Raw genomic sequence first — 23,825 nt, 5'->3', positions numbered from 1 at the left:
ACAGGGGCAATCGGTGTGCGCTTGAGGCGTCGTTCGTCAGGCTTCTGGTGAAAGAAATGCACAAGCGTGCATTGCGTCACTTTCGTCTGCCTGGTGCCGGCCGAAAAGGGGACACACACGGCAGCGGCAGCCCAGGTGCTGGGTCGACCCTGCCACAACAACTCCTCAGAGGGACTTTTCGATGAAGCGACCTTTTGCGAAAGCGGCCACCTTGAGTGCCCTGGCAGCGGCTGCCGTGCTGACGGCATGCGGCAGCGACACCGGGACCCCGGTGACCCCGGTTACCCCCACGCCTTCGGCGCTGAAGGTGACCGGCACGGCGGCCGTCGGGGCGCCGATGGCCAACGCTGCCATCCAGGTGACCTGCGCCGCGGGCAGTGCAACGGCTACCGCAAATGCGAACGGCGTCTACACCGTGAGCATCACCGACGGCACGCTGCCTTGCGTGCTGACGGCGACCAGTGCCGACCTACTGACGGCGCTGCATTCGATTGCCGCAGGCACCGGCACCGCCGACACCACCTCGAACATCACCCCGCTCAGCGAATTGCTGGTGGCCCAGTTGTCCGGCACCGACCCCAAGACCTTCGTCGACGGCTTCACCGCCACCACGGCCATCAGCGCCGCGGATGTCACGACGGCTCAGACCAGCCTGCTGCTGACGCTGACGGCGGCCGGCATCGACACCACGAACGTGAGCGACATCGTCGGCGGCGCCTTGAGCGCCGGCAGCGGCACCGGCTACGACGGCGTGCTGGACCATCTGGGCAGCGCCATCAGCGCGGCTGGCACGACGCTGGCCGAGCTGACCACCGCGGTTTCCACCACCAGCGCTTCGGGTGGTGACACCAGCAGCGCCACGCTGGGCACCGTGTTGGCGCCTGCGGCGTCGGACTGTGCCGGACTCAAGAGCGGCACGCTGCGCGTGCTGGACTTCGCTGGCGGGGAAAACTTCCTGATCCAGATCGACGCTGTCGCGCTGACCGCGAAGTCAGCCGACGGGACCTACTCGCTGACCCGCAACGCGACCTGCGACTACACGATCAACGACGGCAGCGCCACCCGCGCGCTGGTCTCGCGCTCTGGCCTGGTGGTGCTGCTGACCGGCACTGGCGCCGATGGCGCCGCCGGGCTGGCGATCCCCGAACAGAAGCTGGACGTGGCTGCACTGGCTGGCCAGTACACCCGCGTGCAGTACGGGCCGGAGTTCGACTCTTCTGTCGGTGACTTCGGTGACACCGAATTCAGCGCCAGCGGCCAGAACGGCGTCTCCAACAACTGCCCGCAGGGCCATGGCCATTGCGTGGTCGACAGCAGCAGCAAGGGGGCGCTGGTGGCCAATGCCGAAGGCGGCTTCGACTACATGGAGGGCGGTGTCTCGCAGGACCGCGTGTTCGCGTTCCGCAACTCGACCGGCCGCAACCTGCTGGTCGCGCAGGCGCCGGACGGCACCGTGACCCTGCTGGCCGCGAAGGAAACCGCCGCGCTGCCGGAGGTGGGCCGCGTGTCGGCCTACTGGCAGTTCCAGATCAACAACAGCGGCCTGGGCGCCGTGACCGAGGACTCGAACACCGTGACGGCGGTCGACACCTCGGCCGGCAAGGTGACGCGGCAATTCGCCTCCGACAGCCACACCGACACGCTGAGCTACAACGCCCCGTTCACGGGCATGCGCTACCGCGAAGCGAATGGCTGCGCCTCGTCCACCGGCGGCGCCTACACCTGCAGCGGCAACGTGCAGATGGTCTACGGCGGCGTGGTGGTTTCGGTCAGCTCGGCGCCGACCAAACGTTTCATGTCGGTGTCCGTCATCAAGCAGTGATGACGGGGCGCCCTGCCCGAGGCAGGGCGCTGCCTGGCTGCAGATGAGCCACGAAGAGGCACCTCAAGGTGCCGGGGACGACAGCATGCCGCCCGGCACCTGCTGCTGGGCGCCTGTGCCCGGCAGCGGCTTTGCGCCGAGCCCGATGGCGGAATGCACCGGGGTTTCGTCCCCGGGCGCCATGAGCAGCACGAAACTGCTTGCTTCGGCAACGCCGGCCAGGTCGATGGCCTCGTGCGCCTGGACGCGCCTGGCGCCGGGCCGCGCGGACAGCTCGGCGTGCACGGTGGCCTCATTGGCGCAGACGACGATGCGGTGCGTGCGCTCGCCCAGCCTCACGCTGACCTCGGCCTTGTCCCAGTGCGGCGGCAGGCAGGGCGAGACGATGGCCTTGCCGTCGGCCAGCACCACGCCGCAGATGGACTCCACCGCTGCGCGCAGCAGCCAGCCGGCCGAGCCGGTGTACCAGCTCCAGCCGCCGCGGCCCACGTAGGGCGCATGGGTGTAGATGTCGCCGGCCATCACATACGGCTCGATGGCGTAGGTCTCGCCGCGCCGCGGGTCGGCCCAGCGGTGGGCCGGGCTCAGCGCGCAGAAGACCTGCCAGCTGCGCTCGCGTTGGCCCAGCCGGGCCAGGGCCATCAGCGCCCAGACGGCGGCGTGGTTGTACTGGCCGCCGTTTTCGCGCACGCCGCGCGGGTAGGCCTGGATGTAGCCGGCGCTGGGCTCGGCATGCTGCAGCGGCGGGTCCAGCAGGCGCACCAGTTGGTTCGGCGCGTCCAGCAGGTGCACGCTGGCGCTGGCCATGGCCTGGCGCGCATGCGCGGGGTCGCCAGCGCCGGTCAGCACCGCCCAGGCCTGGGCGATCAGGTCGATCTTGCACTCCGGGTTCTGCGCGCTGCCCAGCGCCGAGCCATCGTCGAAGAAGCCGCGCAGGTACCACTGGCCGTCCCAGGCCTGGGTGTCCAGTGCCTTGGCCCAGGCATCGCGTGCGGCCAGCCAGCGGCGCGCGCGCGGGGCTTCGCCGCGCGCGGTGGCAATGGGCGCGAAGTCGGCAATCACCTGGCACAGGAACCAGGCCAGCCAGACCGATTCGCCCTGGCCGTGGTGACCCACGCGATTCATGCCGTCGTTCCAGTCGCCGGTGCCGAACAGCGGCAGGCCGTGCGTGCCGCTGGCCAGGCTGCGGTCGATCGCGCGGGCCGCGTGTTCGTACAGGCTGGCGCGCTCGGCGGTGACGCTCGGGCTCTCGTAGATGTCCTCGGCGCCGGCGGGCACCTGCTGGCCCTGCAGGAACGGTGCTTCTTCGTCGAGCAGCGCACGCTCGCCGGTGCGCTCCACGTAGTGCGCCATTGCCAGCGGCAGCCACAGCCGGTCGTCGGAGAAATGGGTGCGCACGCCGGCACCGCCCGGCTCGTGCCACCAATGCTGCACGTCGCCCTCGGGGAACTGGCGCGCGGCGCTGGTGCGGATCTGCGCGGCCAGCAGCTGCGGTGCGCGCGTGACCAGCGCCATCGCGTCCTGCAACTGGTCGCGGTAGCCAAAGGCGCCGCCGGCCTGGTAGAAGCCGGCGCGGGCCCACATGCGGCAGCCCAGCGTCTGGTAAGGCAGCCAGTGGTTGACCAGCGCGTCGAAGCGTGCGTCTGGCGTGCGCACCTGCACATTGCCCAGCATCTCGCGCCACTGCCCGCGCTGGCCGGCCAACCGCGCGGCCGGGGCCACGCGCCAGGCGCTTTGCAGCAGCGTGCGGGCGTCGCCCGGGTCACGCCCATGGCCGAGCAGCACCGTCAACCGCGCGGGCTGCGCCGGGGCGATTTCCAGCTGCGCCGCCAGCGCGGCGCAGGCGTCCAGCCCGGCGCCGCTGTCCTGGCCCAGCTGCACCGGCAGGATCAGCTGGCCGGCGGTGTTGAAGAACTCGCGCCGGTCGCAGGTCCAGTCCTGCGGCAGCAGGCGCACGTTGGCCTGATCGGCGCTGACCCTGGCGGCGCCTGGTTCATCGCCAGGCTGCGGCGGGCGGATCGCCAGGAAGGCCGTGGCATTGCCAAAGCCGCCCAGGTGGTCCAGCTGCGTGGCCTGCAGCGTCAGCACCCGCTGCGGCTGCGGCAGGCCGGCGCCTTCGGGGCCGGTGGCCAGCCAGTCGGGCCGGGTGGCGACCGAGATGCGCTCCTGGCGGGCGCTGCCCATCTGCCATTCGGCCATGGCCACCAGCCGCAGCCGGCGCCGCGGCGAGCTGGCCACCACGGTCTGCTTGGCCGGGCCGCCGGTGCCCACCAGCGCCACCTCGACCTGCACCTGCTTGATGGCGGCGCGCGTGTCCACGCACCAGGTCAGCGTGACTTCCACGTCGTCCAGCCGCTGGCGCAGCCGGCTGTAGCCAATGCCGTGCTCGACTTCGCCTGGCGACTCGTGCGAGAGCTGGCGGCCCAGCGCCCAGATGCGGCCGCGGTCCAGGTCGTGCAGCAGCAGCCATTCGCCCGCCGGGTCGCTCAGCGCGTCGTTGGACCAGCCGGTCAGCTGGTGCATGCGGCTGTTGCCTGCCCAGGTGTAGCCCCCGGCCAGATCCGACACCTGGCAGCCGAAGTCCGGGTTGGCCAGCACATTGACCCAGGGCTGCGACGGATGCCGGGCCGGCGAGCGCTCGAACACAAAGGCGCCGCTGGCCTCGTCGAAGCGGCCCTCGGGCGCCAGCGCCGCTTGGCGGGTGCGGCTGGCCACGGGCAGCGGCAACGGCACCACCGCGTGTTTCACTGCGCTGCGCTCGGCATGCGCGCGTTGCTGCTCCTCGGCCCAGCGCGACAGCTGCTGGGCCAGCGAGCGGCCGTCGGCCAGCAGGCGCAGCCGCGACAAGGTGTGCAGCGTGATGCGCTCGTCGGCGCTCAGCTCCGGCTCGCGCAGCACATGCATGGCCGCGCAGAGGTGGCTGGGCCGGCCATGGTGCTGGGCCTGCAGGCGGGCCTGCAGCGTCTGCAGCGCATGCAGCACCGGCGACAAGTAGGAAACCGGCTCGTCATTGCTGACCACCAGGTCCACCACCAGCCCGGCGGTGGACCACATGCGCAGCGCGCGCTTGAGGGTCTGCACCAGTTCCAGGCCTTCTTCGCCGCTGATGCTGACCCAGATCAGCGGCCGGTCGCCCGAGATGCCGTGGCGCCACAGTGCCCGCCGGTCGCAGCGCGCGGCCACCGGCACGGGCCCGCGCTGGGCCGCGCCTTCGGTGCGCGTGGCCTGGCCGGTCACCAGCGTATTGAGGTGCAGCAATGCGGTCCAGGTGTCGGGCTCGAACTGCAGCTCGCGCAGGCGGATGCCGGCCATCGTGTACGACATGCTGGCCGCGCGTTCCACGTGGCTTGGCTGGCGGTATTTGTCGATCAGCGCGCTCAGCGTGTCGGCCTCGCGCGCGGCGGCGGTGCAGAAGGTCAGCGTGACGCTGGCGCCCGGTGCGATGCGCAGGCGCACCAGCAGCCCGGCGATCGGGTCCAGCCCGGTGTCCACCAGCTGGCCGGCGCCGTCCTGCGGGTCGGCCGGGTTGGTGGGGATGAACTGCGCGCCGCCATCGCCCAGCGGGCGTGCGCTGCTGCCGTAGCGGCCCAGCCAGCGCGCCCGGTCGGCGCAGGGCGTGACCGATTCGATGATGCCTTCGGCACCGGCCAGGAAGTGCACCGCGCGCATCGCCGCTTCGTCCGGCAGCCGCGGGCGGCGCACCATGTGCAGCGCCAGTTCGGACGCGTCCCAGCGGGCCTGGATGAACAGGTTGGAGAAGGCCGGGTGGGCCTCGTCGCCGCGCTGCGGTGCCAGCGTGGCCTCGAAGCAGGAGGCCAGCGTCAGCGCCACGGCCTGCGGGCTGGCGTTGGTCAGCACCACCTGGCGCATCTCGCAGTCGTCTTCCGGGCTGACCCAGACGGTGCAGCTGCTGTGCAGGTCGCTCCAGCGCGCGTCGAAGATCACGCGTTCGGCCTGCAGCCGGGCGCTGTAGCGGGCGGCCGGGTCCGGTGCCGGATGCGCGGTGATGGACTGCCAGTTCGGCAGGCCTTCGCGCTGCACATAGAAGAAGCTGCCGTAGGCGCCGCGCAGCAGGTCGTCGCGGAAGCGGGTGATGCCCACGCCGTCCCAGCTGCTGTAGCCGGCGCCATGGCTGCGCAGGACCACGGCGTAGCGGCCGTTGGTCAGCAGCTGCGTCAGCGGCACGGCTTCCTGCAGCGGCCGGCTGTCGCGCAGCATGCGGGCACTGCGCGGGCCGCGCGGCTTGGGCGCCGGCAGCGAAGCGGGCAGGGCCGCCACTTCGCGCGGCGCGCGTTCGTGCAGCAGCGTGCTGACCGCGCGCAGATGCGGGTCGGCCTTGGCCCAGAGGCGCGGCGCCTGGCCGGCCAGCACATTGGTCAGGGCCAGCAGCGCCATGCCCTGGTGGTGGGCCATGTAGGTGTGCACCAGCGTGAAGCTGCTGCCGGCGGTCTGGCGGCGCGGCGTGTAGTCCACCGCCTCGATGAAGCCCATGGTGCGCCGTGCGCCCAGCTCCTGCAGCGCACGCAGGTTCTCCACCGCGGCGACCGGTGCCACCACGGTGGCCATCAGCGTGGCATACGGTGCCAGCACGCGTTCGTCGGCCGGCAGCCGGCTCAGCGCCAGCCGGGGTGCGCCCTGCGGGCCGTACTGGTAGGCCAGCGTGTGGTCCTGGCCGGCAATCGCCGATTCCGAAATGCCCCAGGGCGTGCCCCGCGTGCGCGCCTCGGCGCGCTGCTCTGCCACCGCGCTGCGGGTGGCCTGGTGCAGCACGCTGCCCACCGGCTCGTCCAGCACCAGCGAAGGCATCAGGTACTCGAACATCGAGCCCGACCAGGACTTCAGCGCAATCTCCTTGCCGCAGGCGAAAAACGGCCGGCCCAGGGCCGCCCAGTGCGCGACCGGCAGGTCGCCCTTGGCAATGCCGACCAGGCTGGTCAGGCGCGATTCGCTGGCCAGCAGGTCGTAGTGGTTGTGGTCGAGCTGATGGGTGTCGGTGCGGCAGCCAATGTGCAGCAGCTGGCGTTCGCGGTCGTAGAGCACCGCGTAGTCGGCCTCCAGCCCCATCTGGCGGGCGCGCTGGGCGAGGGTGCGCAGCTGGCTGCGCAAGGCGTCGCGGTCGGCCAGGCGGTCGCGCACGGCGGATTCCAGCGTGACCACCATGTCATGCATCAGCCACAACGAGCGGCGCTCGTCGGGGTCGCCCAAGCCCTGTTGCGCCAGGTGCAGCGTGTCCAGCTCCATGCGGGCCTGGCGCACCTGCGCGCTCAGTGCCTGCGCGGCGGCCAGGTCGGTTGGCCAGGCCTGGCCTTGCTGTGCCAGCAGCGCGAGGGTTTGCAGCGAGGGTGCATTGGCCAGCGCCGAATGCAGCGCCTTCATGCGCTGGCGGGCCCGCTCCAGCGCCACCTGCAGCGGCGCTTCGGCCTGTTCGTCGCTCAAGGCGGCAGCGGCTTCGCAGGCCTGGGCCACCACCAGCAGGTGGCCCGAGCAGTTGCCGCTGTCAACCGCCGAGACATAGGCCGGCGGCAGCACCACGCCGCTCTGCGTGTCGTACCAGTTGTAGAAGTGGCCGCGCCAGCGGGGCAGCGTGTCCAGGCTGTCCAGCGTGGCCTGCAGGCGCTCGGTCATCGCGGCCAGGCCGATGAAGCCCAGCTCGCGGGCGCAGGCCACCGTCAGCAGGTACAGGCCGATGTTGGTCGGCGAGGTGCGGTGGGCGACGATCTGGTAGGGCGTCTGCTGCACGTTGTCGGGCGGCAGGTGGCGGTCGGACGCGGTGACGTGGCTCTCGTAGTAGCGCCAGGTGTCGCGCGCCACGCCGTGCAGGTAGTCGCGGCCTTCTTCGTCCAGCTGCTGGGCATGGCTGTGCAGCGGGCGGGCGGCAATCCAAGTCCACAGCGGCGAGGCGGCCCACACCAGCAGCAGCAGCGCGGCCGGGCCGGCATGCACCGGCGCACCCAGCGCGGCGGCCACGGCCAGCAGCAGGCCGAGTGCCAGTGCCGCGGCCGGCACGCGCCAGTGTTGGCGCAGCAGCGGCTGCAAGGCGGTGCGGGCCGAGGCTTCGGCGGCGGCCGCGGTGGTCCAGGCCAGCAGGTGGCGGCGCGAGACGAGCTGGCGGTACAGCGCGCGCACGATCGCGTCGCCATACAGCCAGGCCAGCTGCAGCAGTTGGCCGATGTGCCAGACGGCCAGTGCCAGCGCGCGCAGCACGTCGGCCCCGGCGCGGCGGTAGAACAGGCCCAGTGCGATGTCGTCCCGCGAGGGCGCGAGGCCGGCCACGGCGCCGATCAGCGGGCCGGTGCAGAAGGCCGCGGCGACAACGGCCAGCGCCAGCCCCAGCGGCATCGCGCCGGTCGCCAGCACCCACAGCAGCAGTGCCAGCGACAGCGGGGCCACCAGCGAGCGGCGCAGGTTGTCCAGCATCTTCCAGCGGTTGATGGTGGCCAGGCCCCAGGCCGAGCCGTGGCGCAGGAAAGGCAGCAGCTGCCAGTCGCCGCGGGTCCAGCGGTGCAGGCGCGAGGCGGCCACGTCCGGATGCACCGGCGCGGCTTCGAGCAGCGTCACGTCGCTCACGCCGGCACAGCGCGCGACCGAGCCTTCGAGCAGGTCGTGGCTGAGCACCTGCCCCTCGGGCAGGCGGCCGGACAGCAGGCTGCGGAAGGCCTGCACATGCAGCAGGCCCTTGCCGCTGAAGGTGCCTTCGCCAAACAGGTCCTGGAAGATTTCGGAGCTGGCGCTGCTGTAGGGGTCGATGCCGCACTGGCCGCTGAACAGCCGGTGATAAGGCGTGGCGGCGCCGGGGCTGGGCAATGGCGTGGAGACGCGCGGCTGCAGGATGGCGTAGCCCGACAGCAGGCGCCGCCCGCTGGCGTCCAGCCGCGGCCGGTTCAGCGGGTGGGCGGCATTGCCGACCAGGCGGCGCAGGCGGCCCGGGGGCATGTCGGTGTCGGCGTCCAGCGTGACGACGTAGCGGGTGTCCGGCGCCAGGCGCGACAGCGCACCCAGGTCGACGAACGGCGACGGCGAGGTGGCGGTGGCTTCGGCCGGCAGCTCGCGGCTGTGCCGCGCCAGCTGTTCGACCAGCGCTTCGAGCTTGCCGCGCTTGCGCTCCCAGCCAATCCAGCGTTGCTCGGTCTCGCTCCACTGGCGCGCGCGGTGCAGCAGCACGAAGCGCGGCGGCGCCGGTTCGCCGCCATCGCTTTCTGTTTCGATGCGCGGATGGCGGGCGTTGAGGCGCTCGATCTCGCGCTGGGCACGGGCCAGCAGCCCGCCGTCTGCCGGGCTGTGCTCGGCATCGGCATCGGCAAAGTCGCTCAGCAGCGCGAACTGCGCGTGCGGTTCGGCATTGGCCAGGTAGTGCTGTTCCAGCTGCGCCGCATGCGCGGCAATCGCCGCTTCGCTGGTCAGCATCACCGGGATCACCACCATCACCTGTTCGCTGGCCGGCAGGCCCAGCGGGAAGGCCAGGCGCGGCAGCCGGGCCGGGCGGGCCGACTCGCTGATCAAGCGGTTCACCAGCGCGACCACGGCCTCGCTGACGGGGCCCAGCAGCAGCAGCCCGGTGACCACCAGCAGCGCCACCGGCAGCGCGGGTGGCGTGGCGAAGTGCAGCAGCCAGGTGATGCCGAGGGCCGTCAGCAGCATCAGGCTGGCCAGGTAGGCGGCGGTGTTGAGCTGGCGGCGGGCCGCGCTGTCGCGCGGCGGCCAGCGCGAGGCCGGCAGGTCCAGCGCGGCCAGCAGCCTGGCCTGGCCCGGGCCACGCCACCAGTAGGCGGGCGCGGCCTCGGGCGCCTCCAGGTCCGGCTGGCCTTCGGCGAGTTCGATGATCAGCCGCGCCACGTCGGCCTCGCTGTGGCGGGCCGAGCGCCGCGCCAGCCGTTCGACGGCGTGCAGCGTGTCGTCCTGCGTGGTGTCGGCCTCGGCCGCATACACCGGCGAGGCCTGCAGGATGCGCATCACCGCGCTGGCATCGGCGATCAGCTCGCGCCAGTTGGCGCGGGCGATGAAGCGCAGCGTGGTGATCGCGTTGCGGATGCTTTGCTGGTCCCGGGTGGCCTCGTCCTGCTGGCGCGCCAGCGCGCTGGCAGGGGCTGGCAGGCGGGTGCTGAGCCAGGCATTGAGGGCGGCGCTCATCTCGGGCGAGAGTTCTTCGACCCGCTGGTCCAGCTGCAGCAGGAAGGCTTCGCCAACGCCGCGGGCAGCCATCTGCGGCGCCAGTTCGTCGAGCTGGGCCATGTTGATCGCGTCGGCCTGCTGGTCCAGCCATTGGTGGGCGGCGTCGCGCGCGGCCTGCAGCGTGGCGGCGCGCTCGGCCAGCCGGCGCAGGTTCTCGACCAGCACCACGCGCAGCGTGGTCGGCAGGGCCCAGAGCTCGGCCAGCGACAGCTCGCGCTCGCTTTGGTAAGCACGCAGGTAGGTCTTCAGCAGCTCGGTGTCGAAGCCGCTGTCGGTGTGGGCCACCCAGGCCCAGGCCACGCCGTAGATGCGCGGCAGGCCGGCCAGCGGCTCGTCGCGCAGGCGTGGCAGCAGGCGGAAGAAGTTGCGCGGCAGGCTGCGGCGGATCTCGTGCAGCTGCTCGTCGATCAGCGCGGCGTTGTCCAGCAGCCAGTGGGCGGCCGGGCCGAGGTGGCGGCCGTCCACTGCGCGGCGCTCCAGCAAATGGCGGGCCTGCTGCAGCGCCTCGACGTTTTCCTGCAGCCGCGGGAAGAAGGTCGAGCCCTGGGCCTGGCTGGGCGGCACGACTTCGTGCACCTGCGCGAGGCTGTGGCCATGCTGCTCGAAGCGTGCCGGGCCGAACAGCACCGCCCGGATGGCCGGCTCCAGCGCGCCCATGGCGGGGCTCAGCAGCGTTTGTTCGTTGAACACGCCTGTGCGTGCCGCGCTTTCGCGCAGCGCGACGGGGGCGGAAGGAGAGGGCGAGCTGTCTGGGGCGTCGGCGGCGGCGTCGTGCCGGTCATCGGCAGCGCCGGGGTTGCCTTTCACCACCAGCCGCTGGCCAGTGCCAGGCCCAGCGCCAGCAGGGCCACGGTGGTGGCGAATCGCGGGGCGACCAGGGCATGCAGCCGCTCGGCGACCTGGGCCGCGACGAACCATGGCCCGCGCGCCTGCTCACACTGCTGCAGGTGCCGACCCAATGCGGCAGACTGGTCATGCGGCAGACAGGCGGCGAGGGGGGCGGCAGCGGTGGTCATGGCGTTGTGCTCGGTAGGGTGCGGGGGACGCGATCAGAGTCCTAATCTACCGACACCCTCCCGCAAGGTCTTTAAGACGCTCCCGCGATCGCCTGTGGGCGCTGTCCTACGCTGCCGCTACACGGGGTTCACGGGGTTCACGGGGCCGAAGGCCGGCAGGCTGCGGGCCAGTTGCTGCGCCAGCTGCCACAGCGCCAGCCGGTGGGCGTCCACCAGCTGGCTGGGCGAGGGGCCGGCGCTGGGGGCCACCAGGTCGGCCTGGCCGATTTGCGGCGGCTGCCTGTTCAGCGGGTCCACCAGGCTCCAGCGGGCCGACAGGCGCACGCCAGTGCGCTCAGGCATGGCTTCGAGTGCCAGCAGCTCCAGCTTCAGCTGGCCGGCCACCGGCAGGCCGGCCGGCGCGCTGCCGTTCCAGACCCTGTCGGCGCCGAGCAGCTGGGCCAGGTCATGGCGCAGCAGCCGGGGCACGGCGTCGCGCAGCGGCTCGGCCCAGCGCTGGTCGGACAGCGGCACCAGGTCGCTGCCGCCGGTGGGCAGCCACAGCGCGTCGCGCTCGAGGTATTCGGGCATGCGCACCGGCAGTTGCAGCACCCAGGCGCCGGCACGCGCTGGTGCGGCGGCAGGGGGCGCCGTCTCGGGCTGAGCGCCGGGGGTGTTCAGCGCCAGGCGGTAGTAGTGCGGCGGCGCTGCGCTGCCAGCGCAGCCGGCCAGCAGCGCCGCCAGCAGCAAGGCAGGAAGGGCGGCTTTCGGCGTGTTCATGGGCGCACCTCGGTGGCGGAAGGGGAGGGTGGAGGAGGCGGTGGCGAGGCGGACTTGCCACGCAGCAGCGACGAGGGTTGCTGCTCCAGCGAATCGGCCAGCTCGCGCACCGCGCGGGCGGCGCGCGAGAGGTCCCGGATCGCCTGGTCGGCGTTCTGCACCAGGCCACCCTCGTCGCCCACCTGCTGGCGCAGCGAGGTGGACAGCGCAGACAGTTCGTCGGCGGCGCCCTGGATGCGCTGCAGCAGCGGCGAGTCCGGCGCGACCAGGGCCTTGTAGCGGTCGGCCGCACTGCCGACACGGTTGGCGGAGTCGCTGATGCGCTCGGCCGCGGGCCCTACGCGCTCGGCTGCCTGGCGCGCGGCGATCAATGTCGCGTTGGCGTTGTCGGCCAGCGGACCGATGCGGCCATCCACCTGCTCGGTGATCTTGCGCAGGTGTTCGGTCATCCGGGTGATGTTCTCCAGCGCGTCCTTCAGCTGCGGGCCGCTGACCAGGCCGCGCGCCGAAGCGGCAATCGCCGAGACATCGTCGACCAGGCGGCGGAAGTCCATGCCGTCGAGCTGGTTCTTCAGGTTCTGGATGGTCGTGACATTGGTCGGGATCTCCAGCCCGTCGTTGTTGTCGCGGCGGTTGGCCGGCTTGCCGGGCCGCAGGTCCAGGTCCACGTAGAGCTGGCCGGTCAGCAGGCTTTGCATCGACAGCTGGGCGGTCAGCCCGCGGGTGATCAGGCCCGGCAGCACCGGCTGGGGCCGCTTGTCGTCGTCCTTCTGGTCACCCAGGCCGCGGATCGCCTCGGGCTCCAGGTCGGCCTTCACGGGGATCAGGAAGTCGCCATGCGGCTGGTCGTAGACCAGGCCGATGGACGTCACGCTGCCCAGCCGCACGCCGCGGAAGACCACCGGCGCACCGACCTGCAGGCCGTAGATCGAGCCGGTGAAATACATCACCACATGCTCCTTGCGGGCGAACAGCTTGCCGCCGCCGGCCAGGATGATCCCGGCCAGCACCAGCGCGATGCCGACGACGACAAAAGCGCCAATCAGCGTTGCATTGCCTTTTTTCATTCCGACTTCCCTCTGCGCAAAAACGTCCGCACCTTCTCGGGCCCGTGTTCCAGCAACTCCCGCGGCGCTCCCAGCGCGGTCATGGTCTTGTCCTGCGCGTCCAGGAACAGCGCGCGGTCGGCGACCGCGAAGATGCTGGCCAGCTCGTGCGAGACCATCACGATGCTGCGCTGGTGCTCATCGCGCAGCTGGCGGATCAGCTGGTCGAGCGCATCCGAGGTGATCGGGTCCAGCCCGGCGGAAGGCTCGTCCAGGTAGAGCAGCGGCGGGTCCAGCGCCATCGCGCGGGCGATGGCGGCGCGCTTGCGCTGGCCGCCGCTGAGCGAAGCAGGCTCGGCATCGAACTGGGCCGCCAGGCCAACGAGTGCGAGCTTCTCCTCGGCGCGCTGGTGGCGCTGCTCGGCGCTGCCGGCGTCGTGCGCATCGGGGAACAGCTCCATTGGCAGCATCACGTTTTCGCCCACCGTCATCGAGCTGAACAGCGCGCCGGCCTGGAACATCACGCCAAAGCGCTGCCGCAGCTGGGCCTGCGCCTCGGGGCTGACGGTGGCGATGTCCTGGTCCCCCTGCGGGCCGGTGTACAGCACCCGGCCCCTGGCGGCCACCTGCAGGCCGATCATGTGGCGCAGCAAGGTGCTCTTGCCGCAGCCGCTGCCGCCGACGATGACCAGCACTTCGCCGCGACGCACGTCGAAGCTCAGGTCGCGCTGGATGACCTTGCGGCCGTAGGCCATGGTCAGGTCCTCGACGCGCAGCAGCAGCTCGTCGCCTGGCGCTGGCGCGCTGGTGGGGGAGGTCATCAGGTCGTCCATGTCACCAGCCCAGGCGCTGCAGCGCCACCGTCAATGCCGAGGCGGCGACGACGATCCAGACGATGGCCTGGACCACGGACTTGGTGACCGCCTCGCCCACTGCCTCGGCGCTGCGGCCGGCGTTCAGGCCCTGGCGGCAACCGGCCAGCGCGACCAGCAGGCAGTACACCGTGCCCTTGGCCAAGCCGACGTTGACATGCGTCAGCGTCAGCACCTGGCTGGACTTGTAGATGTACTCGGCCGGTGCCACGCCGAAGATGGCCACCGCGATCAGCCAGCCGGCCGCCACCGCGACGATGGCGGCGTAGGCCGTGAGCAGCGGCGCCACCAGCGTCAGCGCCAGCAGCCGGGGCAGCACCAGGTGATCGATCGGGTTGACGCCCATGGCCTTCAGCGCATCGATCTCCTCGTTGGCCTGCATGCTGGCCAGCTGCGCCGCATAGGCCGCGCCGATGCGGCCCGACAGGATGATGCCCGTCATCAGCGCGGCGACCTCGCGCACCGCGCCGATGGTCACCAGGTCGGCGATGTAGGTTTGCGCGCCGAAGCGCTGCAGCTGCACCGCGCCCATGTACGCCAGGATCACGCCGACCAGGCCGCTGACCAGCGAGACGATGGCCACGCTGCGCGGCCCTGCCTGGTCGATCTGGTAGACCAGGTCGCTCAGGCGCATGGTGCTGCGCCCGCGCAGCAGGCGGCCCAGGCCCAGCAGCACGTCGCCGATGAACTCCCAGGTACAGCGGGTGCGTGCGCCCGCTTCGGCCACCCGGGTGCCCAGCGCCGTGATCCAGTGTGGCCGCGGCCTGGGTGCGCGCCGCGGGCGTTTGGCGGGATCGGTGGGCGGTGGCGCTTCGGGTTCGGGCATCGCAGGGCTGCTGGGTTCTCGTTCAACGGGCCGGAATGGCATCAAAACAGCGCTGCAACAAGCGGGCCTGCCTTTGCTCTCGTGTTTTGCAGTGTGCCGTGTCGGCACCCGGTTGCCATCGGTTGCCGGCGGGTTCGGCTGTGGGACACGGCTGACAGTGTGTCAAGCGCAGCTCCCACGGCCTGGCAGCCGGGCGGGTTGGATGATGCCGCATCGCTTCAATGACCCCAAGAGGACTGCATGGGAACCCTCCATCCCGCGACCCGGTTGAACCCCTTGCCTGACGAGTTGCCGCTCGCTCCTGCCGCGATGGCCACGCCTTTGGGTGCCGTGTCCTGGCCGGCAGTGTTTGCTGGTGCGACCGGTGCGGCGGCGCTGTCGCTGGTGTTGCTGATGCTGGGCACCGGGCTGGGCCTCTCGGCCGCTTCGCCTTGGGCACAGCAAGGCGCGGACGCCGGCACGCTGGGCGTGGCGGCCATTCTTTGGATCATGGTGGCCAGCGTTGCGGCCTCGGTGCTTGGGGGCTACATCGCCGGCCGGCTGCGCAGCCGCTGGCGTGATGCACAAGGCGACGAAGTCTTCTTCCGCGATACGGTGCATGGTTTCCTGTCCTGGGGCCTGGCCACGCTGGCCAGCGCCGCGGTGCTGGGCGGTGCGGCCTCCAGCATTGTGGGCAGCGGCGCGAAGGCGAGTGCTGCGGCGCTGGTGGCCGGCGGCTCGGCCGTGGCTGCGGCGGACCCGACCCGCTACGCGGTGGACAAGCTGTTCCGCACGCCCGACGGCGTGGCGCCGCAGAGCACCGACACCGCGGTGACCGCCCGCAATGCAGCGGCTGCGACCGCCACCGCCGCCGCAGCCACTGCGGTGCCGGGTACCGTCACCGTCGTGCCCACGGTGGTGCCGATCAACGGTGGCCTGGACCGCTCGAACGACCGCGCGCTGGCAGCCGAGGCCACGGCGATCTTTGCCGCCAACCTGCGCAGCGGCGCGCTGCCCGCCGATGACCTGCGCTACCTGGGCCAGCGGATTTCGCAGCAGACCGGCCTGGCGCCGCAGGACGCCGAGAAGCGTGTGTCCGATGGTTACGCGCGGCTGCAGGCGCAGCTGGCCGAGGCCGACAACGCCGCGCGTGCGGCGGCCGACCGGGCCCGCAGCGCTTCGGCCAAGACCTTGCTGTGGCTGGTCATCTCGTTGCTGATGGGCGCCTTCGCGGCCACGCTGGCGGCGACCTGGGGCGGCCGCGAGCGCGACCTGCCCTGAACCATTCTTCACACGTGGCTGTCCACCGACCGGCTGCGCCACCCGTTGAACCTGCAAGCACGAAGAAGGAGGTCCACCATGCGTTCCTTGTTGCTCTGGGCGCTGGGCGTGCCAATTCCCATCATCGTCCTGATCGCGCTGATCCGCTGACCCTCCCGGTCGCGGTTCCCCCTTGGCAGGCGACGCGATGTCGCTGTCAAATCAGGTGCCTCTATTACCTGTAGTCTGGAGAAGTCGAATGAAAAAATACCTGAACTCACCCCTGAAGAAGCTGCTGGCCGCTGCCGGCGTCCTGGCGCTTTCGGCGCCTGCGATGGCAGAAGTCACCTTCTACCAAAACGATCGGTTCGAGGGCCGCTCGGTCAGCGTGCAGACCCGCGTCGATGACCTGCACCGCTATGGCTTCAATGACCGCGCTTCGTCGGTCGATGTGCGTGGCGGCCGCTGGGAAGTCTGCGAGGACTCGAATTTCCGTGGCCGCTGCGTGGTGCTGCGAAGTGGCAGCTACCCGTCGCTGCGCGACATGGGCCTGAACGACAGGGTCACCTCGGCGCGGCTGCTGCGCAGCAACGACCGGATCGACGAGGCGCGTTATGCACCGCCGCCGCAGCCGGCCTACAACTACTACCGCCGCGGTGGCGAGCGTCTGTATGAAGCCCAGGTCACGCAGGTCAAGGCGGTGATGGGCGAGCCGAACCAGCGCTGCTGGGTCGAACGTGACCGCGTCGTGCGGCAGGACCAGCCCAACGTGCCTGGCGCCTTGGCCGGCGCGGTGATCGGCGGCATCCTGGGCCACCAGATTGGCGGCGGCAACGCCGGCACGGCTGTGGGCGTGTTTGCCGGTGGTGCACTGGGCGCCAACATCGACCGCGGCCAGCAGCAGTCGGTGCAGAACGTGCAGCGCTGCCAGAACGTGCCCGACCGCACGCCTGACTACTACGACGTGGTCTACCGCTACAACGGCGTCTACCACCACGTGCAGACCACCAATCCGCCAGGCCCCACCGTCACCGTGAACGGCCGCGGCGAACCGCGCAGCTCGTGACCCTGTGAAGCGCTCGTGCCTGGCATGAGCGGCAAGCAAAAGGGGCGCCCCTCGGGCGCCCCTTTTGTCGTCTGCCGCAATGGCCGTGGGTCATTCCCAGTACGGCGGGCGGCTGTAGTAGCGGTGCACCTGCACATGCCACTCGCGATCGGCTTCGCTGGGCCAGCTGTCCTTGTCGAAGCCGGGTGCTTTGTCGAACTTTTCCTTGCTGGCATCCAGCACGAAGCACTTGCGGTCGGCGTCCAGCGTCAGCGCGCTCCACGGCAGGGCGAACAGCTTTTCGCCCAGGCCGAGGAAGCCGCCCGAGGCCATCACCACGTAGGCGATGCGGCCGGACGACATGTCCAGCATGATCTCCTCGATCGTGCCCAGCGTCTGTTCCTGCAGGTTCAGGATCTTGTCGCCGGTGATGGTGCTGGCGGTCAGCAGGCCTGGCCCCGGTCCGTTGGGAACAGGGGTGGCGGTGCCAGGTGGCAGGCCGGCGTTGACAAGCGCCGGGTCGCGCAGGTCGGCGCTGCCGGGGAAGGTGTCGAGCATGGCCATGGTTTGCCTTTCTTGCGGCGCGGGCCGCAGCGGGGAAGGTGAAGACAAGCGCGGCGGGGGCCGCTGCGCACTTGGTCTGGTGGCGGCAAGTGGTGTGCCGCCGGCCGCCGGTCAGCGGGGTGGGTGTCCCGGGGCGCGCTTGCCTTTGGGGACGGGTGATGGCGGCAACCTGCGGTTCAGCTCTTCCAGCACCGGGCCCTTGTCGGTGTCGACCTTGCCCGAGACCACGTCGCGGTGAGCTTGCTGGATCAGTGCGTCCGGTTCCGGCGCGGTGTCGGCCGATTCGTCGCGTTCATGCGGCAGCTTCGGCTTGGGTCCGTCGCTTTGCATTGGCGTGGTCTGGTCGTTGCGGCCGGCAGGGCGGTGCGCTTCGCTCGGTGTCGTGGTCAGCGGTTTTTCGCTCGGTGGATGACGGGGCATCGTGATTCTCCAGTTGGGATGCGCTGCATCGGGCAGTCGCCGTGCCCGCACGGCGGTGCGCAGTTTCTCAAGCCGCCTGGCGCCGGTTGGCGGGGGCGAAATGCAGCAGCTGGCGGTATTTGGTAACCGTGCGGCGCGCCACGTCCAGGCCCTGGCTGGACAGCTGGCGGGCGATCTCGGCGTCCGACAGCGGCGCTTGCGGCTGCTCGTGCTCGATCATCTGCTTGACCAGGTCGCGGATTGCGGTGGGCGAGCAGGCGCTGCCGTTGCGGCTGACCATGGCGCGCGAGAAAAAGTGCTTGAGCTCCAGCACCCCGCCGGGCGTGGCCATGTACTTGTTGTTGGTCACCCGCGAGACGGTGGACTCGTGCATGCCCAGTTCGTCGGCAATTTCGCGCAGGCCCAGCGGCTTCATCGCCATCGGGCCGTAGTCGAAGAACTGGCGCTGGCGGTCGACGATGGCCTGGGACACGCGGGCAATGGTGGCAAAGCGCTGCGCGACATTGCGCATCAGCCAGCGCGCTTCCTGCAGGTGCGAGCTCAACTCGGCATGCGGGCTGGGCTGGCGGCCCAGCAGTTCGGCATAGGTCTGGTTGAGCCGCACGCGCGGCACGATAGAGGGGTTCAGCGTGGCGGTCCAGCGGCCACGCAGCTTGCGCACCACCACGTCCGGCGTCACGTACTGGATGCGGCTGCCGCCGACGCGCCAGCCGGGCCGCGGGTCCAGCCGGCGCAGCCGCGCGCAGGCGGCTTCCACGTCGTCCTGCCTGGCACCAAGGCGGCGCGCCATGCCGGCCAGGTCGCGCTTGGCCAGGCCTTCGAGCTCTTCGCAGACGATGCGCGCGGCCAGTGCCTGCAATTCGGCACCCACGATGGACGGCATCTGCAGCAGCAGGCATTCCTGCACCGTGCGTGCACCGACGCCCAGCGGTTCCAGCGACTGCACATGGCGCAGCGCAATGCGCCACTCCACGTCCTGCACCGGTGGCTCGTCGCTGAGCGGCGGCAGCAGGTCCTCCATGGGCAGGCGCAGGTAGCCATCCTCGTCGAGCGAGTCGATCAAGGTGCGCGCCAGCAGCAGGTCGCGTCCGGACAGCCGCATGCAGCCCAGCTGGCGGTGCAGGTGCTCGGCCAGCGTGGTGGCCTCGGGCACGAAGTCCAGCGCGCTGGCTTCGCCGGCGTCGGCGTTGCGCTGGCGGGCCTCCGGCAGGTCGTTCCAGTCACCGGGTTCGGGCGCATCGGTCGCGTTTTCCAGCGGCGGCGTGTCCAGGCCGCTCGGGCCTTCCGGCAGTTCGCCGCTGGGCAGGTCGTCGTCGCGGTCCAGCGCCGGCGCATGGGTTTCAAGGCCGTCGCCGGTGTCGTCATGCGCGTCGCGCGCCGCTGCGGCGTCGCCCACGGCGCCCTCGGAACCGTGCGCTTCGCCGGCTTCGTCGGTGTCGAGGAAGGGGTTGCGGTCCAGCAGTTCCGAGACTTCATGGTTGAAGTCGAGCGACGACAACTGCAGCAGGCGCACGGCTTGCTGGAGGCGGGGCGACAAGGTCTGTTTCTGGCGAAGATCGCCGCGCAGCGTCATGGTGTTCATGGGTCTGGCTTGGCGCAATGTCTGTGCCTGATTGCGCCTTGCTGCATTCGCTGTTTTCCGCGAGTAAAAGACTTCATCTTGCGGCATTTTCCCGCCTGCGGCATGCACCTGGAGCCCGCAACGGTCTTGCGCATGTCAAAACTACAAGCGCGCAGAAACCGCTTTGCCGCAATCCATCCCGGTGCTGTCGGCGCTTGCTGACACGGCGATGCCGTGGCAGGTTCGCCTCGCGGCATGGCGCTTGCCGGGCCCGATCACATGGACATTTCGCTGTTGTGCGCGAGCTTCTTGCTGGGCGGGGCCGTGCTGGTGGCCATGGCCTTGGCCGAGCCCTGGGTGCGGCGTTTGCCGCTGTCGCCAGCGCTGATCTACCTGATCGTCGGCTGGGTGATGACCAGCGTCGCGGCGCCGCCGTTGCCGGGGCTGGACTTGCCGCACAAGCATGCGGGGCTGGTTCGGGTGCTGAGCGAGCTGGCCGTGCTGCTGTCCTTGTTCGCCATCGGCCTGAAGATCCGCATTCCGGCCACCTGGCAGGCCTGGCGTGCCCCGGTGCTGCTGGCCACGTCCGGCGTGGTCTGGACCTGGCTGATCGGCGGCGCGCTGGCCTGGCTGTTGCTGCCGCTGAGCTGGCCGATGGCCTTGCTGCTGGCGGCCATCCTGGCACCGACCGACCCGGTGCTGGCCTCGGACGTGCAGGTGCACGACGCCAGCGACCGCGATGCGCTGCGCATGTCGCTGACCGTCGAAGGTGCGCTGAACGACGGCACGGCGGCACCGCTGGTGCTGCTCTCGCTGGGCTTCCTCGGGCTGCACGAACTGGGTGGGCACGCGGCGCACTGGGCGCTGGTCGACACGGCCTGGTCCTTGTGCGGCGGCGTGGCACTGGGCGCGGCCTGCGGGCGCAGCATTGGCCACCTGATGCTGCGCCGGGTGCGGGCCGGCACCCCCCCCGAATGGGACGAGCTGCTGTACCTGGGCACCATCGGGCTGACGTCGGGGCTGGCGCAGTTGCTCGAAGTCTCGGGCTTCCTGGCGGTGTTTGCCGCTGGTGCGACCCTGCTGCGCCACCACCCGGCCGCCTCGCCCGCACCCGAGGCCCAGCCGCTGGGCCATCAGTTGCGGGCCTTCGGTGCGCGCTGCGAGCGGCTGGTCGAGGTGCTGATGGTGCTGCTGATCGGCGCGGCGATGACGCGGGTGCAGTGGAGCCTGGGTGTGCTGCTGTTCGCGCTGGCGATGCTGGTCATCGCGCGGCCAGTGAGCGTCGTGCTGGGGCTGCTGCCGCGGCCCTTGCCGCGCGGCCAGCGCGGGCTGGTGGCCTGGTTCGGCATCCGCGGCGTGGGCTCGCTGCTGTACCTGGCGATGGCGCTGCAGATGGGCGTGAAGGGTGAGGCGGCGGAGCGGCTGGTCTCGGCCACGCTGGCCTGCATCGCGCTGTCCATCGCCGTGCACGGCATCTCCGCCACGCCGCTGATGCGCAGCTACCAGCGCCGCCGCGCGCAATGGGACCGGCGGCGCGACCTGCGGCTGCAGATGGGCCGCGCGGCACCGCCCAGCCGGCTCGACGTGGAGGAGGACCCCGCCGTGCCGCCACCGAGCTGAGCGGCTCGGTGGCTTGCGGCGGGTGGGTTGCATGCTGTGGCTGTGGCACAGTGAATGTGTCCACCCCAATCCAAGGCATGCCTTCCGTGAACAAGCGCAGCACCGCGACCGCCACCATCCATGACGTGGCGCGCCTGGCCCAGGTTTCGATCAAGACGGTTTCGCGCGTGGTCAACCAGGAGCCGGGTGTGCGGGGGGACACCCGCGAGGCCGTGCAGCGTGCGGTGGCCGAGCTCAACTACCGGCCCAAGCAGTCGGCCCGCAGCCTGGCCGGTGCCCGCTCCTTCCTGATCGGCCTGCTTTACTACGACCCGAGCGCCGCGTTCGTCGGCGGCGTGCAGCAAGGCGCCACGCTGCGTTGCCGGGAGGCCGGCTATCACCTGGTGGTGGAGTCCCTGCACGACGACGCCCCGGACCTGGCCGAGCAGGTGGAACGCATGGTCTGGGCCTTGCGGCCCGACGGCATGATCCTCACGCCGCCGCTGTGCGACAACCCGCAGGTGCTGGCGGCGCTGCGCGACAGCGCCACGCCCTGCGTGCTGATCTCGCCGGCACGCGACCTGCCGGACATGCCCAGCGTGCGCATGGACGACACCCGTGCGGCCGAGGAGATCACCAACCTGTTGATCAGCCTGGGCCACCGCCACATCGCCTTCATCCAGGGACCGAAGAACCAGGCCGCGTCCGGCCTGCGTTACCAGGGCTACCTGCGGGCGATGAAGGCCCACCGCCTGGCCGTGGACCCTGAGATGGTCTACCGCGGCGACTTCCGCTTCGATTCGGGGGTGGAGGCGGCGCACCACCTGCTCAGCCGCAGGCAGCGGCCGACTGCCGTCTTTGCCAGCAACGACGACATGGCGCTCGGTGTGCTGGCGGCCGCCCAGCGCCTGGGGCAGATCGTGCCGGACGACCTGTCGATCGCCGGCTTCGACGACTCCGCCGCTGCGAGCCTGGTCTGGCCGCCACTGACCACCGTGCGCCAGCCGATGAATGAGATGGCGCACGAGGCGGTGCAGATGCTCACCGTGTCCCGCCATGACGATGGCGAAACCGGTCCGCCGCACCGGGTCCTGCCGTATGAACTGGTGGTGCGCGATTCCACCAGCGCGCCGGGCGGCAAGGCGGACGTTGCGCTTGTGCTGCCTGTTGCCGCACGGCCCGCGGCGAAGGCCCGCGTGAAACCCGGCACCAAGGCGGCGGTCAAGCGCGCGCGTTGACTGGCGCGCGCTCGGCGGCCCGGCCGCACAGCTGCGTCACCAAGGCCCGGTGGTCGGGCAGGTCGGCCACCGCGTGCGGCGCCAGTGCCTGCAACTGGCGCATCTCGGCCGAGGCTGCAGCCAGCGGCTGGCCCGCTTGCCAGGCCGCGTGGCGCCCGGTCTCGAAGCCCATGCCGTAGAGCACGTACTGCCAGCTGGACGGCGGGTACATCTCCACGTCGGTGATGAAGTCCAGCCGGTGCGGTGGCCGGCAGCGCCACATGGCCAGCTGTTCGCGCAGGCGGGGGCTGAAGCTGGCCGGGTCGCGGTTGTCGCGCCAGAAGGCGCTGTCCTCACGCTGGCTCAGGCCGTAATGCAGCTTGATGAAGTCCACGATGCGCTCGTAGCGCTGGCGCATGAACCCGTTGAAGTGCCGCGCCACCGGCGCCATCTGCCCGTCGTACGGGAACAGGTGGGCGATCAGGTAGGCGGCTGTCTCGATGAGGCCGATGCCCGAGGCCTCCAGCGGTTCCAGGAAGCCGCTGGACAAGCCCACGGCCACACAGTTGTGCTGCCACTGCAGTTCACGGTAGCCCAGCGGCAGTTGCAGCGCGCGCACCGGCAGGCCGTCCGCCGCGGGACCGGCGTAGGCGCGCAGCACCTGCTCGGCCCGCGCCGCGTCGGTGTGGCGGCTGGAGAAGACATGGCCGATGCCGCGGCGCTCCTGCAGGCCGATGTCCCAGATCCAGCCGGCTTCCTGCGCCGCGGAGATGGTGCAGGAGGCAATCGGAACGTCGGCTGCGGGGTAGGGCAGTTGCAGTGCCAGCGCGCTGTCGACGAACAGCTGGTCGCTGACCGACTTCAGCGGCACGCCCAGGCTGCGGCCGATCAGTTCGGCGCGCAGGCCGCTGCAGTCGATGTACAGGTCCGCCTCCAGCTGCTGGCCGCAGCGGGTGTGAACGGCGGCAATGCCGCCGTCTGCACGCAGCGCCACACGTTCCACTTGCGCGATCTGGTGCTGCACGCCCAGTTCGCGGGCCCGCCGGCCCAGCAGGCTGGCGAGTTTTCCGGCATCGAAGTGGTAGGCGTAGTTCATCGCGCCGCTGAAGTCGCCGTCGCCCGGCCGCTTGGGCCCGCGCCGGGCGGCCACCACCGCGGCCTGCAGCGTCACCGCGTCGGCCAGGGCCACGCCGGGTGCCGCACCGGCCACCCAGGCGGGCACCAGCTCGGGCGCACCCGGGCGCTGGCTGGGCGTGCTGAAGGGGTGGAAGTAGCTGCGGCCGCGTGCCGCCGCGGTCCCCGGTGCGTGCTGCCAGTCATCGAAGCGAATGCCTTGCTTGAAGGTGGCGCCGCACTCGCGGATGAAGCGGGCCTCGTCGATGCCGATGGCCGCGAGCGTGCCGCGCATCGAAGGGAAGCTGCCTTCCCCGACGCCGATGATGGGGATGTCGCTGGCCTCGACCAGGCGGATGCGGATGCCCTCCGGCCGGTCGCTGCGCAGGTGGCGGGCCAGGTAGCAGGCCGTGAGCCAGCCGGCCGTTCCGCCGCCGAGGATGAGGATGTTTCGGACCGGTGGCATCTGTGTGGGCATGGCAGTTTCCATGACGAGGTGGGTGGCGAGACACCGCGGGCGCGCCCCTCCGGTGCGGCCGTTCAGCGAGCCGAGGGTT

At 71.0% G+C, this 23,825-nt stretch carries 15 protein-coding genes; 5 read left to right on the top strand and 10 right to left on the bottom strand.

Annotated features, from left to right (window positions below):
• Window positions 1-181: 181 nt before the first annotated feature.
• The gene (locus ACAH41_RS05160; protein WP_325652999.1) at window positions 182-1,822 is read left to right on the top strand and encodes a hypothetical protein; all 1,641 of its coding nucleotides are present in this window, start codon (window positions 182-184) and stop codon (window positions 1,820-1,822) included.
• A gap of 63 nt (window positions 1,823-1,885) precedes the next feature.
• On the opposite strand, the gene ACAH41_RS05155 is transcribed toward ACAH41_RS05160, so the two are convergent.
• The 6 genes from ACAH41_RS05155 to ACAH41_RS05130 form a co-directional block, all read right to left on the bottom strand.
• Window positions 1,886-10,798: a GH36-type glycosyl hydrolase domain-containing protein gene (locus ACAH41_RS05155; protein ID WP_325653000.1), complete on the bottom strand. Its 8,913-nt coding sequence runs from the start codon at window positions 10,796-10,798 to the stop codon at window positions 1,886-1,888.
• Entirely contained in the window at window positions 10,795-11,007 is a 213-nt protein-coding gene (locus ACAH41_RS05150; RefSeq protein WP_325653001.1) for a hypothetical protein, read from the bottom strand. Before ACAH41_RS05150 ends, ACAH41_RS05155 begins: the two co-directional genes overlap by 4 nt.
• Window positions 11,008-11,124: 117 nt before the next feature.
• Window positions 11,125-11,766, bottom strand: a complete 642-nt coding sequence (locus ACAH41_RS05145) for an ABC-type transport auxiliary lipoprotein family protein (RefSeq protein ID WP_325653003.1) — start codon at window positions 11,764-11,766, stop codon at window positions 11,125-11,127.
• Window positions 11,763-12,833 carry an MlaD family protein gene (locus ACAH41_RS05140; RefSeq protein WP_325653005.1) on the bottom strand — a complete coding sequence of 357 codons (1,071 nt, stop codon included), beginning with the start codon at window positions 12,831-12,833 and terminating at the stop codon, window positions 11,763-11,765. The genes ACAH41_RS05145 and ACAH41_RS05140 overlap by 4 nt, the downstream gene beginning before the upstream one ends.
• A complete protein-coding gene (locus ACAH41_RS05135) occupies window positions 12,830-13,633 on the bottom strand; it encodes an ATP-binding cassette domain-containing protein (RefSeq protein ID WP_325653007.1) in 804 nt (267 codons plus the stop codon). Before ACAH41_RS05135 ends, ACAH41_RS05140 begins: the two co-directional genes overlap by 4 nt.
• Window positions 13,634-13,646: 13 nt before the next feature.
• Window positions 13,647-14,510, bottom strand: coding sequence for an ABC transporter permease (locus ACAH41_RS05130; protein WP_325653008.1), 864 nt, complete (start codon window positions 14,508-14,510; stop codon window positions 13,647-13,649).
• A gap of 240 nt (window positions 14,511-14,750) precedes the next feature.
• On the opposite strand from ACAH41_RS05130, the gene ACAH41_RS05125 reads away from it, so the two are divergent.
• Window positions 14,751-15,770, top strand: coding sequence for a hypothetical protein (locus ACAH41_RS05125; RefSeq protein WP_325653009.1), 1,020 nt, complete (start codon window positions 14,751-14,753; stop codon window positions 15,768-15,770).
• Between the two features lie 238 nt (window positions 15,771-16,008).
• Window positions 16,009-16,815, top strand: a complete 807-nt coding sequence (locus ACAH41_RS05120; protein WP_325653011.1) for a beta/gamma crystallin-related protein — start codon at window positions 16,009-16,011, stop codon at window positions 16,813-16,815.
• A 90-nt stretch (window positions 16,816-16,905) separates the two neighbouring features.
• Here ACAH41_RS05120 and ACAH41_RS05115 read toward each other — a convergent pair whose 3' ends face one another.
• From ACAH41_RS05115 to rpoN, 3 genes are all read right to left on the bottom strand, one after another.
• On the bottom strand, window positions 16,906-17,358 hold the full coding sequence (locus tag ACAH41_RS05115; RefSeq protein WP_325653012.1) for a PRC-barrel domain-containing protein: 453 nt from the start codon (window positions 17,356-17,358) through the stop codon (window positions 16,906-16,908).
• A 111-nt stretch (window positions 17,359-17,469) separates the two neighbouring features.
• Window positions 17,470-17,778 carry a hypothetical protein gene (locus ACAH41_RS05110; RefSeq protein WP_325653014.1) on the bottom strand — a complete coding sequence of 103 codons (309 nt, stop codon included), beginning with the start codon at window positions 17,776-17,778 and terminating at the stop codon, window positions 17,470-17,472.
• A gap of 67 nt (window positions 17,779-17,845) precedes the next feature.
• Window positions 17,846-19,360, bottom strand: a complete 1,515-nt coding sequence (gene rpoN, locus ACAH41_RS05105; protein ID WP_325653015.1) for an RNA polymerase factor sigma-54 — start codon at window positions 19,358-19,360, stop codon at window positions 17,846-17,848.
• Window positions 19,361-19,618: 258 nt separating this feature from the next.
• On the opposite strand from rpoN, the gene ACAH41_RS05100 reads away from it, so the two are divergent.
• Both ACAH41_RS05100 and ACAH41_RS05095 read left to right on the top strand, forming a co-directional pair.
• Window positions 19,619-20,959 (top strand): cation:proton antiporter, encoded by a 1,341-nt coding sequence (locus tag ACAH41_RS05100; protein WP_325653017.1) that lies wholly within the window; start codon window positions 19,619-19,621, stop codon window positions 20,957-20,959.
• A gap of 77 nt (window positions 20,960-21,036) precedes the next feature.
• Window positions 21,037-22,176 (top strand): LacI family DNA-binding transcriptional regulator, encoded by a 1,140-nt coding sequence (locus ACAH41_RS05095; RefSeq protein WP_370538205.1) that lies wholly within the window; start codon window positions 21,037-21,039, stop codon window positions 22,174-22,176.
• Here the strand turns inward: ACAH41_RS05095 and ACAH41_RS05090 are convergent.
• Window positions 22,160-23,746, bottom strand: a complete 1,587-nt coding sequence (locus ACAH41_RS05090; RefSeq protein ID WP_325653021.1) for a tryptophan halogenase family protein — start codon at window positions 23,744-23,746, stop codon at window positions 22,160-22,162. The genes ACAH41_RS05095 and ACAH41_RS05090 overlap by 17 nt on opposite strands.
• Between the last annotated feature and the right edge of the window lie 79 nt (window positions 23,747-23,825).

Origin of the sequence: Ideonella sp. (assembly GCF_041287625.1) — a bacterium.
Lineage (GTDB): Bacteria > Pseudomonadota > Gammaproteobacteria > Burkholderiales > Burkholderiaceae_C > Ideonella.
This window is presented reverse-complemented; position numbering and strand designations above follow the sequence as displayed.